This is a genomic window from Caenispirillum bisanense (assembly GCF_039523075.1).
GTDB classification, from domain to species: domain Bacteria; phylum Pseudomonadota; class Alphaproteobacteria; order Rhodospirillales; family Rhodospirillaceae; genus Caenispirillum; species Caenispirillum bisanense.
The window spans coordinates 1-12,941 of the sequence record NZ_BAAAEP010000039.1 but is presented as its reverse complement, the minus strand read 5'-3'; the positions used below and the strand labels follow the sequence as shown (position 1 = coordinate 12,941).

At 73.1% G+C, this 12,941-nt stretch carries 12 protein-coding genes and 1 pseudogene; 7 read left to right on the top strand and 6 right to left on the bottom strand.

The features are described 5' to 3' along the window. The coding region (locus ABD056_RS16040; protein ID WP_343868246.1) for a helix-turn-helix transcriptional regulator at positions 1–735 on the top strand (735 nt) is incomplete at its 5' end. Positions 736–793: 58 nt separating this feature from the next. Here the strand turns inward: ABD056_RS16040 and ABD056_RS16035 are convergent. Then, positions 794–1,183 (bottom strand): hypothetical protein, encoded by a 390-nt coding sequence (locus tag ABD056_RS16035; RefSeq protein WP_343868245.1) that lies wholly within the window; start codon positions 1,181–1,183, stop codon positions 794–796. 197 nt (positions 1,184–1,380) lie between these two features. Here ABD056_RS16035 and fghA point away from each other — a divergent pair, with 197 nt between their 5' ends. Continuing rightward, positions 1,381–2,232, top strand: a complete 852-nt coding sequence (fghA, locus tag ABD056_RS16030) for an S-formylglutathione hydrolase (protein WP_343868244.1) — start codon at positions 1,381–1,383, stop codon at positions 2,230–2,232. A 34-nt stretch (positions 2,233–2,266) separates the two neighbouring features. Here fghA and ABD056_RS16025 read toward each other — a convergent pair whose 3' ends face one another. Then, positions 2,267–3,163 carry a LysR family transcriptional regulator gene (locus ABD056_RS16025; protein WP_343868243.1) on the bottom strand — a complete coding sequence of 299 codons (897 nt, stop codon included), beginning with the start codon at positions 3,161–3,163 and terminating at the stop codon, positions 2,267–2,269. Between the two features lie 257 nt (positions 3,164–3,420). Between ABD056_RS16025 and ABD056_RS16020 the strand changes: the two genes are divergently transcribed. The 5 genes from ABD056_RS16020 (at position 3,421) to ABD056_RS16000 (ending at position 10,156) form a co-directional block, all read left to right on the top strand. Then, complete coding sequence (locus ABD056_RS16020) at positions 3,421–4,641, top strand: pyridoxal phosphate-dependent aminotransferase (protein WP_343868241.1); 1,221 nt, start codon at positions 3,421–3,423, stop codon at positions 4,639–4,641. 26 nt (positions 4,642–4,667) lie between these two features. Further along, positions 4,668–6,335: a thiamine pyrophosphate-binding protein gene (locus tag ABD056_RS16015; RefSeq protein WP_343868239.1), complete on the top strand. Its 1,668-nt coding sequence runs from the start codon at positions 4,668–4,670 to the stop codon at positions 6,333–6,335. 38 nt (positions 6,336–6,373) lie between these two features. Further along, entirely contained in the window at positions 6,374–7,870 is a 1,497-nt protein-coding gene (amaB, locus tag ABD056_RS16010) for an L-piperidine-6-carboxylate dehydrogenase (RefSeq protein WP_343868237.1), read from the top strand. A 23-nt stretch (positions 7,871–7,893) separates the two neighbouring features. After that, positions 7,894–9,186 (top strand): NAD(P)/FAD-dependent oxidoreductase, encoded by a 1,293-nt coding sequence (locus ABD056_RS16005; protein WP_343868235.1) that lies wholly within the window; start codon positions 7,894–7,896, stop codon positions 9,184–9,186. A gap of 82 nt (positions 9,187–9,268) precedes the next feature. Then, positions 9,269–10,156: a TrmH family RNA methyltransferase gene (locus tag ABD056_RS16000; RefSeq protein WP_343868233.1), complete on the top strand. Its 888-nt coding sequence runs from the start codon at positions 9,269–9,271 to the stop codon at positions 10,154–10,156. A 13-nt stretch (positions 10,157–10,169) separates the two neighbouring features. Here ABD056_RS16000 and pncA read toward each other — a convergent pair whose 3' ends face one another. The 4 genes and pseudogenes from pncA to ABD056_RS15980 all read right to left on the bottom strand — a co-directional run. Further along, on the bottom strand, positions 10,170–10,811 hold the full coding sequence (gene pncA, locus ABD056_RS15995; RefSeq protein WP_343868231.1) for a bifunctional nicotinamidase/pyrazinamidase: 642 nt from the start codon (positions 10,809–10,811) through the stop codon (positions 10,170–10,172). Between the two features lie 34 nt (positions 10,812–10,845). After that, positions 10,846–11,403, bottom strand: coding sequence for a hypothetical protein (locus ABD056_RS15990; protein WP_343868229.1), 558 nt, complete (start codon positions 11,401–11,403; stop codon positions 10,846–10,848). Between the two features lie 10 nt (positions 11,404–11,413). Then, positions 11,414–12,214: an enoyl-CoA hydratase/isomerase family protein gene (locus ABD056_RS15985; protein ID WP_343868227.1), complete on the bottom strand. Its 801-nt coding sequence runs from the start codon at positions 12,212–12,214 to the stop codon at positions 11,414–11,416. A 60-nt stretch (positions 12,215–12,274) separates the two neighbouring features. Continuing rightward, positions 12,275–12,941: pseudogene (locus tag ABD056_RS15980) on the bottom strand (hypothetical protein); the annotation flags it as partial.

Sequence of the window (12,941 nt, the reverse complement as noted above, 5' to 3'; positions counted from 1 at the left end):
CGCCCGTGTTCCCCGACCGGCGCCGGACGGGAGACTGCGGGGGAGCCGCCATTCCCCGGCCACGGCGCTCCCCCGCAGTCACGGCCCGCCGACCTGGCGGTGATGGGGCTGTTCAACCTGATGCCCTTCGGGGTGGTCAGCATCGCCCTCGACAGCACCATCCGCTGGGCCAATACCCAGGGCATGGACATGCTGAGCGACAGCGAAAGCCTGATGGCCCTGAACGGCCGTCTGTGCGGCCGCACCCGCGCCCATGCCGGGCTGCTGGCGGCGGCGCTGGAGACCATCCGCGGCGACCTGGCCGAAGGCCGCAAGCCGCCGGTGACGGTGCTCAGCCCCAGTCACCTGCTGCCGGAGGAGCACACCTCGGCGCTGCTGGTGCCGTTGCCGGGCGACTGGGGTGCCGATGCGCAGGTGGCGGTGCTGCTGTGTCCCAAGCTGAAGCGGCGGCTGAGCGGCATCGAGCCCTTCCTCATGCGCGCCTTCGGCCTCACCCGGCGGGAGGCGGAGCTGGCGCGGGTGCTGGCCGACGGCGGCACGGTGGAGGACTTCAGCCGCGACAGCCGCATCACCATCGGCACCGCCCGCTGGCACCTGCGCAACACCCTGTTCAAGCTGGGGTGCTCCCGCCAGGGGCATGCGGTGGCGCGGTTGCTGGCCAGTCCGCTCACCCTCATCGACCTGCAGACGGCGGAGCCGCCGCGCAAGCGGCAGGCGCGCGGGCGGCAGCGGTGATGCCGCCGCCGCCCGTGCCCGGCGGTGCCCGAGGCGGGGGCGCCGGAGTCGACGCCGGTCAGTCGACCGTCGGCGCCCGGTCGTCGTCGTAAGGCGCGTTGCCGGCGCCGCGATCACCGAGCGGTGCCGGCTCCGCCGGCGGCAGTTCGGCCTGCTCGGCGTCGTCGTCGTCGGTGCCGGGGAAGTCGTCGCCGCGGCTGGCGGCGGAGGTCTGGTCGTCGCCGATGCGGCCGTTGCCTTCGCTCAGCGCCTCGTGGTCGGAGCCGAGGCCGCCGGACAGGTCGCCCTGATCGACGATGGCATCGTCGGCATTGTCGACGATGTTGCCTTCCGGCATCAGCCGGGCGCCGGAGTCATCGGCAAGGGCAGGGGCGGCGGCCGACAGGCCGAGGGCCAGGGCGGCGGCCGCGGCGGTGAGCGGGACGGCGGAGAAGGGGCTGGTGGACATGGCGGGGCTCCGTGTCGGGAAGAGGGGGGATCGTGTCTCTCCCTCATCTACAGTCCGCGGTGGCCGCGGGTTCGCCGAAAGGGGCGTCATTGTCCCCCGGCTGCAACGGTCCTTGCCGAAGATGCAGCGGCGGCGCTGCCGGCCCGGTGCTACAGTCGGCGGCCCCGACCCCGCCGCAGCATCCATGGAGGACCGCCATGGCCGACACCCTCACCCCCGTCGCCGAGAACAAGTGCTTCGGCGGCTGGCACAAGCGCTTCCGCCATGCCTCGGCGGTGCTCGACTGCACCATGACCTTCGCCGTCTTCCTGCCGCCGCAGGCCGAGGGCGGGGCACGGGTGCCGGTGCTCTACTGGCTGTCGGGGCTCACCTGCACCGACGAGAACTTCATGCAGAAGGCCGGCGCCATGCGGCTGGCGGCGGAGCTTGGCATCGCCCTGGTGGCGCCCGACACCAGCCCGCGCGGCGACGGCGTGCCCGGCGACCCCGACGGCGCCTGGGATTTCGGCCACGGCGCCGGCTTCTACCTGAATGCCACCGAAGCCCCCTACGACCGCCACTACCGCATGCACGACTACGTCGTCCACGAGCTGCCGGCCCTGGTGGAAGAGGCGCTGCCGGTCAGCGACCGCCGCAGCGTCAGCGGCCATTCCATGGGCGGCCACGGGGCGCTGGTCTGCGCCCTGCGCAATCCCGGCCGCTATCGCTCCGTCTCCGCCTTCGCGCCCATCGTCAACCCGACGCAGGTGCCGTGGGGGGAGAAGGCCTTCAGCCGCTACCTCGGCCCCGACCGCGACCGCTGGCGCGAGTGGGATGCCTGCGCCCTGCTGGCCGAGGCGCCGGAGCGTCTGCCGCTGCTGGTGGATCAGGGCGGCGGCGACAGCTTCCTGAACACCCAGCTGCAGCCGGAGGCCCTGCGCGATGCCGCCGCCGCCGCCGGTCATCCGCTGGAGCTGCGGCAGCAGCCCGGCTACGACCACAGCTATTACTTCATTGCCACCTTCATCGACGATCACCTGCGCCACCACGCCGCCGCCCTGACCGGCTGAGGGAGGGCGCCGCCCGCCGGCCGGCGGCCCGCGATCACCGGTCGGCGGCGGTTTCTTCCAGCAGCCAGTCGCGGAAGGCCTCCAGCGGCGGGTAGGTGGCGCGGTCGGCCGGCCAGGCGAGGTAATAGCGCTCGGCGCTTTCGGTGATGAGGTCGAGCGCCGGCACCAGTTCCCCGCGCTTCAGTTCCTCCTCCACCAGAAAGGTCGGCAGCAGCGCCACGCCCAGGCCGGACATGGCCGCCTGCGCTGCCGTGGCGAAGTGGTCGAACAGCATCCCGTGGACCGGCGACGGCCGGGCGCCGTGGCTGGCGAACCAGCGTTCCCAGGCATCGGGCCGGGTGGTGAGGTTGAGCAGTGGCGCCCGCCGCAGGTCGTCCGGCGCCGCGAAGCGGTACTCGGCGGCCAGCGCCGGGCTGCAGGCCGGCACCACGAACTCCCGCCGCAGCAGCACCGTTTCCGCCCCCGGCCAGTCGGGGGCGCCGAAGTGAATGGCGGCGTCCACCGGCTCCAGCCGGAAGTCGAACTGGGTGATGCGGGTGACCAGGTTGATGGTGATGCCGCTGTGGGCAGCCAGGAAGCGCGGCAGCCGCGGCGCCAGCCAGCGGGTGCCGAAGGTGGGCAGGATGGCGAGGTTCAGCGTGCCGCCGCGCGGGTTGGCGCGCAGGTTCAGCGACGCCAGGCTGAGGCGGTGCAGCGCCTCGCGCACCTCGCGGGCATAGGTCTGGCCGGCCAGCGTCAGGCGGATGGTCTGCCGCTCGCGCACGAACAGCGGCACCTCCAGCTGTTCCTCCAGGGTCTTGATCTGGCGGCTGACGGCGCTCTGGGTCAGGTTCAGCTCGCGCGCCGCCTGGCTGATGCTGCCGGTGCGGGCGGTCGCGTCGAAGGCGGTCAGCAGCGACAGCGAGGGCAGGAAGCGGCGCGGCATCAGCATGGAACAGGCTCCGCAAGTCAACAGGGCCGGGCCGCAGCGGCACCGCCCGATACCCCCATTGGGGCCTGCGGGCGCCGAAAAATCAAGGGTTACCGGCTTTTCCTCCGCCACAGGAAGATGCCATGGATCATGAGTTTTTGTCATGACCTGAGGAAGGAACGTCGGTTGCGCGGGCGAGGGTGGTTTTTGCAGGATGGAGGCTGTCCGCGCCCTGCCGCACCCCATGCCCGAAAAGGGCCCGAAGAGGGATCGTCCGCATGTCCGCTGTCCCGCCCGCCTTCCGCCGTGCCGCCCGCCTGGACGGCATCGAGGTGTCGCTGATCGTGCAGATCTCCGAGAAGGCGCGCGAGGCCCGCCAGCGCGGCGAGCCGGTGATCGGCCTCGGCACCGGCGAGCCCGACTTCGACACGCCGCAGCACATCAAGGACGCCGCCGCCGCCGCCATGGCCGCCGGCGACACCCGCTATCCGCCCACCGCCGGCACCGCCGCCCTGCGCGCCGCCGTGGCGGAGAAGTTCCGGCGCGAGAACGGGCTCGACTACGCCGCCGACCAGATCATCGTCTCCACCGGTGCCAAGCAGGTGCTGTTCAACGCCTTCTTCGCCACCCTGGAGCCGGGCGACGAGGTGATCATCCCCGCCCCCTACTGGACCAGCTACCTCGACATCGTGCGGGTGTGCGGCGGCGTGCCGGTGATCGTCGACACCCGCGCCGAGGACGGCTTCCGCCTTGATCCTGAGGCGCTGCGGGCGGCCATCACCCCGCGCACCCGCTGGCTGCTGCTGAACGCCCCCGGCAATCCGTCCGGCGCCACCTACACCACCGCCGAGCTGCGCGCCGCCCTGGCGCCGCTGGCCGATCATCCGCAGGTGTGGGTGCTGAGCGACGACATCTATGAACACATCCGCTTCACCGACGGCCCCTTCGTCACCACCGCCGCCGCGGTGCCGGAGCTGCGCGACCGCACCCTGACGCTCAACGGCGTGTCCAAGGCCTATGCCATGACCGGCTGGCGCATCGGCTATGCCGCCGGGCCGAAGCCGCTGATCGGCGCCATGATCGCCGCCCAGGGGCAGTCCACCTCCGGCGCCTGCTCCATCGCCCAGGCGGCGTCGGTGGCGGCGCTGACCGGGCCGCAGGACTGCGTCGGCGAGATGGTGGCCGTCTACCGCCAGCGCCGCGACCTGGTGTGCGCCGCCCTGAACGCGGTGCCGGGCCTTTCCTGCCCGCCGCCGGGCGGGGCGTTCTACGTCTTCCCGTCCTGCGCCGGCCTGTTCGGGCGCCGCACGCCGGCCGGGGCCACGTTGACCTCCGCCATGGACGTCGCCACCTACCTGCTTGAGTCCGCCCATGTGGCGGTGGTGCCCGGCGAGGCCTTCGGCGCGCCCGAGCATTTCCGCATCTCCACCGCGTCGGCCACCGCCGACCTGCAGGAGGCGTGCCGCCGCATCGCCGCCGCCTGCGCCGCCCTGTCGTGATGTCTCCGTTCCCGAGGATCGTTCCCATGAAGAAGACCGGTGGCCGCCTGATCGTCGACGCCCTCGCCGCCCAGGGCGTCGACCGCGTGTTCTGCATTCCCGGCGAGAGCTACCTGGCGGTGCTCGATGCCCTGCATGACGCCGCCATCGAGACGGTGGTGTGCCGCCACGAGGGCGGCGCAGCCATGTCGGCCGAGGCCCACGGCAAGCTGACCGGCCGTCCCGGCGTGTGCATGGTCACCCGCGGCCCCGGCGCCACCAACGCCGCCGCCGGCGTTCATGTGGCGCAGCAGGACAGCACCCCGATGGTGCTGCTGATCGGCCAGATCGAGCGCGGCATGCGCGGCCGCGACGCCTTCCAGGAAGTGGACTACACCCAGGTCTTCGGCTCCATGGCCAAGTGGGTGGCGGAAATCGACAGCCCCGACCGGGTGCCGGAGATGATCTCGCGCGCCTTCCACGTCGCCTGCTCCGGCCGCCCCGGCCCGGTGGTGCTGGCGCTGCCCGAGGATATGCTGGTGGAAGAGGCCGAGGTGGCCGTCGCCGCCGCCGCCGTCATCGCCGAGCCCGCCGCCACCCCGGCGACCATGGCCGCCGTCGCCGACCGCCTGCGCGCCGCCAAGGCGCCGGTCATCATCGCCGGCGGCTCGCGCTGGACGCCGGAGGCGGTGGCCGATCTCGCCCGCTTCGCCGAGGCGTGGGATCTGCCGGTGGCGTGCTCCTTCCGCCGCCAGATGCTGGTCGATCACCTGCACCCGAACTATGCCGGCGACGTCGGCCTTGGCATCAACCCGGCGCTGCTGGCGCGGCTGAAGGCGGCCGACGTGGTGCTGCTGGTGGGCGGCCGCATGTCGGAAGTGCCGTCGCAGAGCTACGACCTGCTCGCCATCCCCTCGCCGCAGGCGGAGCTGATCCACGTCCATCCGGGGGCGGAGGAACTGGGCCGCGTCTATCGCCCGGCGGTCGCCGTCAACGCCAGCCCCGGCGCCTTCCTGGCCGCCGCCCTGGCGCTGGAAGCTCCGGCCGCTCCCGCCTGGGCCGGCAGCGCCGCCGCCGCCCACGACGATTACCTCGCCTGGAGCGGCGCCCGCCCGCAGGTGCCCGGCCCGGTGCAGATGGCGCCCATGGTCGAATGGCTGCAGGAGCGTCTCGGCCCCACCGCCATCGTCACCAACGGCGCCGGCAACTATGCCACCTGGGTGCATCGCTTCTGGCGCTTCCGCGGCTTCGGCAGCCAGCTGGCGCCCACCTCCGGCTCCATGGGCTACGGCCTGCCGGCGGCGGTGGCGGCCAAGCTTGCCCATCCGCAGCGGCCGGTGGTGTGCTTCGCCGGCGACGGCTGCTTCCAGATGACCGGGCTGGAGTTCGGCACCGCCGTGCAGCATGGCGCCGCCGTGCTGGTGGTGGTGGTCGACAACGGCATGTACGGCACCATCCGCATGCACCAGGAGCGCGAGTACCCCGGCCGCGTTTCCGCCACCACCCTGCACAACCCCGACTTCGCCGCCTTCGCCCGCGCCTACGGCGGCCACGGCGAGACGGTGGAGAAGACCGACGATTTCGCCCCCGCCGTGGAGCGGGCGCTGGCCTCGGGCAAGGCCGCCATCATCCACGTCCGCCTCGACCCCGAGGCGCTGACCCCGGCCCGCTCGCTTTCGGAAATCCGTGCCGCCGCCGTCGCGGCCGGCCGCTGAGACCGCTGGACACCATCAAGAACGGGAGGCCCCAAACCGTGTCCCACGCCGCCATTCTCGACCGCTTCGGCCTGACCTTCTCCGGCAGCAACGGCATCGCCGTGCGCTCGCCGGTGGACGGCAGCCACCTCGCCACCGTGCCGGTCACCACCCCGGCCGAGATGCAGGCCATGATCGCCACCGCCAAGGAGGCCTTCACCGCCTGGCGCACCGTGCCGGCCCCGCGCCGGGGTGAACTGATCCGCCTGCTGGGCGAGGAACTGCGCGCCGCCAAGGAAGACCTCGGCCGTCTGGTCAGCCTGGAAGCGGGCAAGATCTACCAGGAAGGCCTGGGCGAAGTGCAGGAGATGATCGACATCTGCGACTTCGCCGTCGGTCTGTCGCGCCAGCTCTACGGCCTGACCATCGCCTCGGAACGGCCCGGCCATCGCATGATGGAAAGCTGGCACCCCATGGGCGTGTGCGGCATCATCAGCGCCTTCAACTTCCCGGTCGCCGTGTGGTCGTGGAACGCCGCCCTGGCGCTGGTGTGCGGTGACCCGGTGCTGTGGAAGCCGTCGGAGAAGACGCCGCTGACCGCGCTCGCCTGCCAGGTGCTGTTCGAGCGCGCCGCCGCCCGCTTCGGCGACCTGCCGGCCGGTCTGTCGCAGGTGGCCATCGGCGGCCGCGACATCGGCGAGATGCTGGTGGCGAGCCCCGACGTCGCCATCGTGTCGGCCACCGGCTCCACCCGCATGGGCCGCGACGTCGCCGCCAAGGTGGCGGCCCGCTTCGGCCGCAGCATCCTGGAACTGGGCGGCAATGCCGCCATGATCGTGGCGCCGTCGGCCGACCTGGAACTGGCGGTGCGGGCCATCGTGTTCTCCGCCGTCGGCACCTGCGGCCAGCGCTGCACCTCGCTGCGCCGGCTGATCGTCCACCGCAGCGTGCGCGACGCCCTGCTGCCCCGCCTCGTGAAGGCCTACCAGGGGGCGCCGGTCGGCAACCCGCTGGAAGCCGGCACGCTGATCGGGCCGCTGGTCGACAAGGGCGCCTTCGACGCCATGCAGCACGCGCTGGACAAGGCCCGCGCCGACGGCGGCACCGTCCATGGCGGCGAGCGTCTGCTGGCCGACCGTTATCCCGATGCGTACTATGTCCGCCCCGCCATCGTCGAGATGCCGGGCCAGACCGAGATCGTGCGGGAAGAGACCTTCGCGCCCATCCTCTACGTCATGACCTACGACACCCTGGAGGAAGCCATCGCCCTGCATAACGACGTGCCGCAGGGCCTGTCGTCGTGCATCTTCTCCACCGACCTGCGGGAGACGGAGCTGTTCCTGTCGGCCGCCGGGTCCGACTGCGGCATCGCCAACGTCAACATCGGCCCCTCGGGCGCCGAGATCGGTGGTGCCTTCGGCGGCGAGAAGGAAACCGGCGGCGGTCGCGAGTCCGGCTCGGATGCGTGGAAGGGCTACATGCGCCGCGCCACCAACACCATCAACTACTCGCGTGACCTGCCGCTGGCGCAGGGCATCAAGTTCGACATCGGCTGACCGCGAAGGGGGCGGTGGGGATCATGGACAGTCGCTTGCAGATGATCGCGTCGCATGGTCTGTGGGGGCGCACGGCACCGCCGCCGCCCCCGACCACCGCCCTGTCCGGTTCGCGCGATGTCGACGTGGTGATCGTCGGCGCCGGCTACACCGGCCTGTCGGCCGCCCTGCACCTGGCCGAAGGCGGCGCCCGCGTGGCGGTGCTGGAGGCCGACCAGATCGGCTCCGGCGGCTCCGGCCGCAACGTCGGGCTGGTCAACGCCGGCATGTGGGTGATGCCCGACGACCTGCCGACGGTGCTTGGCAGCGTCCACGGCGACCGCCTGCTTGACGCCCTCGGCAACGGGCCGCGTCTGGTGTTCGACACGGTGGCGAAATACGGCCTGGAGTGCGAGGCGCGGCCCAACGGCACCCTGCATTGCGCCGTCGGCCGCAGCGGCCTTGCCGAACTGGAGAAGCGGGCCGAGCAGTGGCAGCGGCGCGGCGCCCCGGTGCGGGTGCTGTCGGCGGCGGAGGCGGCGGCGCGGATCGGCACCGGCCTCTATGCCGGCGCCCTGCTGGACGAGCGGGCCGGCACCATCCAGCCGCTGGCCTATGCCCGCGGCCTCGCCCGCGTCGCCCAGGCGGCGGGGGCGGAGATCTTCACCGGCAGCGCCGTCACCGGCTATGCCGAGGACGGCAGCCGCTGGCGGGTGACCACCGCCGACGGCAGCGTCACCGCCGACTGGATCATCGTCGCCACCAACGCCTATACCACGGCACCGTGGCCGGAGATCCGCCGCGAGATCGTCCATCTGCCCTACTTCAACTTCGCCACCGCGCCGCTGTCCGACGCCCAACGCACCCGCATCCTGCCGGGCGGCGAGGGGGCGTGGGATACCCGCTCGGTGCTGACGTCCTTCCGCATGGATGCCGCCGGCCGGCTGGTGCTGGGCAGCGTCGGCGCCCTGCGCAACACCGGGCGGGCGGTGCATCGCGCCTGGGCCCGCCGCGCCCTGCGCCGGCTGTTCCCCGAGATCGCCGACGTGCCGTTCGAGCATGAATGGTACGGCTGGATCGGCCTGACCGATACCAACCTGCCGCGCTTCCACCGGCTGGCGCCGCGGGTGGTGACCTTCTGCGGCTACAACGGCCGCGGCATTTCCCCCGGCACGGTGTTCGGCCGCTGCCTCGCCCGGCTGGTGCTCGGCCAGCTGACCGAGGACGACCTGCCGCTGCCGCTGTCGGAACCCACCCGCCATTCCTTCCGCGGCGCCCACGAGGCGGTCTACGAGTACGGCGCCCAGGCGGCGCATCTGGTGGGCGTGGGGTACTGAGCGGGCGCCGCCGCCGGGCCGCGACAGCCGTCGCCGGATCGGCTATAAGCGGCGCTCGCCCTTCCTCCGCTGGAGCATCGCCATGTCGCGCCCGCCGCGCCGTCCCGCCGGCCCGTCCCGTTTCGCCGCTTCCGCCGGCGGCGGCCGTCCGCCCGCCGGTCCCCGCTCCCCGGGGGGCGGTCCGCGCAAGCGCGGCCCCGGCGGCGGCAGCGCCCCGGCGGAAAAGCGCGATGCCTCCGACTTCGTCCGCATCACCGGCCTGCCGGTGGTGGCGGCGGTGTTCGAGCGTGATGCCGGCCGGGTGGAGCGCCTGTTCTTCGAACAGCGGCTGGCCGGCAAGGTCGGCCCCTGGACCCACCACATGGCGTCCCGCCGCAAGCCTTACCGCATCGTCGAGGCCGAGGAACTGGCGCGCATCGCCGGCACCACCCTCAACGGCGGCATCGTCGCCGTCTGCCGCCCGCGCGAGATCGGCCGCTTCGACCCGGCGCGGGCGGCGGAGTGGGCGCGCAGCGGCAAGCCGCTGGTGATCCTGGACGGCGTCGGCAACCCCCACAACCTGGGCGCCATCGTCCGCACCATGGCCTTCTTCGGGCTGGAGCATCTGGTCATCTCCGACCACCCCGGCCAGGCCGGCCTGTCGGAAGCGGCCCACCGGGTGGCGGAAGGCGGGCTGGAGTGGGTGACCCTGTGGCGGGCGGAGCGTCTGCCGCAGGTGCTGCGCGACCTCCGGCGCGACTGGCTGACCGTTGCCACCGCCCTGCAGGACGGCCGCTCCCCCACCATCGCCGACCTGAGGGCCGACCGCCGCCCGGTGGCGCTGGTGCTCGGCAACGAGGAAGACGGCCTGCCGCGCGAGACGCTGAAGGCCTGCGAAACCGTGCTCACCCTGCCGGGCTCCGGCCGCGTCCAGTCGCTGAACGTGGCGGCGACGGCGGCGATCCTGGTGCAGGCTTTCGCCGCCGGCTGAGGCGGTCGGGCGGTCAGGCGGCGGTGATGTCGGCGGTGCGGGCGAAGGTCACCCCGGCCGCCTGCAGGGTCGCCAGGGCATCGGTGAGGCTGCCGCCCAGGTCGACGGCGCGGCAGGCATCCTCCACCAGCACCGCCTCGAACCCCAGGGCGCGGGCGTCCTGGCCGGAGTAGTTGACGCAGTAGTCGGTCGCCAGCCCGCACAGGAACACCCGCCGGATGCCCTTGTCCCGCAGCCAGCCGGCAAGGCCGGTGGGGGTGCGGCGGTCGTTCTCAAAGAAGGCGGAGTAGCTGTCGACCTGCCGCCGCATGCCCTTGCGCACGATCAGCTGCGCCGGCGCGGTGTCCAGCGCCGGGTGGAAGGCGGCGCCGGCGGTGGCCTGCACGCAATGGTCCGGCCACAGCACCTGCGGGCCGTAATCCAGCTCGATCATCTCGAACGGCTGGCGGCCGTGGACGGAGGCGAAGCTGGCGTGGCCGGCCGGGTGCCAGTCCTGGGTCAGCACCACGGTGGAGAACTGCGCCATCAGCCGGTTGCACAGCGGCACCACGCGGTCGCCCTCCGGCACCGCCAGGGCGCCGCCGGGACAGAAATCCACCTGCACGTCGATGACCAGCAGGGCGTCGGCGGCGGGCGAGAGGGGAACGGCAGGCATCGGCTAGGCTCTCCGGTCGGGGCTGGAAACGGGATCAGGCCGGCGGCGGCCGGATGGGGATGACGTTGCGGTGGTCCTGCACCTCCACGGTCGCCTGGGCCTGCCGCAGCCGGCCGGCATCCAGCGGCCGCAGCACCGCTTCGGCGCCGTCGTCGGCGACCGCATAGGACACCCCCGGCGCGGCCTGCCGCACCGCCGCCGCCACCGCCTGCCGCAGCACCTGCGGCAGCACCGCCGCCAGCTCGGCGCCGGAGCGTTCCGCCTGCTGCGCCGCCTGCGGCAGGGCGGTGCTGGCCAGGGTGCCGAGGTCTTCCAGCCCCTCCGCCAGGGCGATGGGGTCGATGCCGCGCACGGTGATGCCGAGCAGGGGCCGGTCCAGCACCAGCAGGTCGGCCTCCGCCCGCCACAGGAAGGCGGCGGCCTCGGGGTCGTCGTCGGCGTCGGGCAGGCCGGACAGGTGGCGCAGGAAGGCGATGGCGGCCGGGTCGGCCCAGGTCTCCCACAGGCAGCCGGCCTCGCCGCGCGCCAGGGTCAGCGCGCGGGCCAGCCGGGCGGCGATGGCAAGGGAGGAGACCGGGGCGCCGGCAGCCATGGCGCCGGCCTCAGCCCCGGTTGAACTGCGGCTTGCGACGGTCGAGGAAGGCGTCGATGCCCTCCTCCCAGTCGGCGGTGGCGGTGCAGGCGGCGAAGCTGTCGCGCTCCGCCTCCAGCTGCGCCGGCAGGTCGTTGTCGAGCGCGGTATTGAGCAGCGCCTTGGTGCGCCCCAGCGCCCCCGCCGGCATGGCCTTCAGCCGCGCCGCCAGGGCGGCGGTCTGGGCCGCCAGATCGGCGCGGGGGTGGACGGCGTTGACCAGGCCCCAGCGTTCCGCCGTCGCCGCATCGAACCGCCCGCCGAGCAGGGCGATTTCCGCCGCCCGCTTCGGCCCGACGATGCGCGGCAGGAAGAAGCTGCCGGAGCCGTCCGGCGTGGTGGCGATGTTGATGTAGGCGAGGGTGAAATAGGCGTCGTCGCTCGCCACCGTCAGGTCGCAGGCATTGGCCAGCGACAGGCCGAAGCCGGCGCAGGCGCCCTGGACGCTGGCGATGATCGGCAGCGGCAGGCTGCGCATGCGGGTGACCACCACGCCGACGGCGTCGATCAGCGGCGACACCTTGGCCGGGCGGGCGTCGCGCGGCTCGGCATTGAGCGCCTTGAACACCCGCAGGTCGCCGCCGGCCATGAAGTGATCGCCGGCCCCCTGCAGCACCACCACGCGGGCCGTGGCATCGGCGGCGATGGCGGTGAAGGCGGCATCCAGCCCCTCGGCCATGGCGGCATCAAGGGCGTTCAGGCTCTGCGGCCGGTTGAGGGTGACGGTGGCGATCCCGTCTTCGACGGCGAGCAGAACAGCGGTGTCGGCCATGGGGGAGGGCGCTCCTGCGGACGTTTCTGGTTGTGCGTCTGTTATATCCGCAGCCGGGGCTCAGGCAAAGAGACCGGGGCGCGCGGCCTGATCGGCGGCGGCCTCGGGCAGCGGCGTCTCGAACGCCGGGGTGACGTGGAAGCCAAGGCCGCCCGCCAGGCCAAGGGCGCTGACCGTGTTGGCGAACAGCCCCGTCAGGTCGCGCCGCATCTCCTGCGGCAGCGGCTGGTGGGTGCGCAGGATGAGGTCGAAGCGCCGCTCCGCCTGCCGGAACAGGCCGTCTATCTGCACCGCGCCGAGGCGGCTGAGGTCGAGCGTGATCAGGAACCGCTGGCCGCCGCCCTTGCCGCCGTCGCCGCCGCCCTGACCGTCGCCGTCATCGCCGGAGGACTGGCGGCGGCTGATCATCTGGATGCGCTGCACCTCGCCGCCCAGGTGGAAGGGCAGGGTGGTGACGCGCCAGTCGGTGCCGGCGGCATCGCGGCGCAGGGTGGAGGCTTCCGCCAGCTCGCCCTTCAGGGCCCGGGCGATGCGCTCGCCCTGCTCGCCGGCCTGTTCCAGCGCCAGCATCACCGCATTGCCCGGCCACTGGCGGGTGTCGCCGCCGGCATGCACCGCCGCCGTATAGCCGGCGATGGTGGCGAGCATGCGGCTGTCGGCCTGCGGCAGGCGGTGGCGGCGCTGGTGGGGCAGTGGGCGCCGGGGGGGTCCTATGGGGTTGCCGACG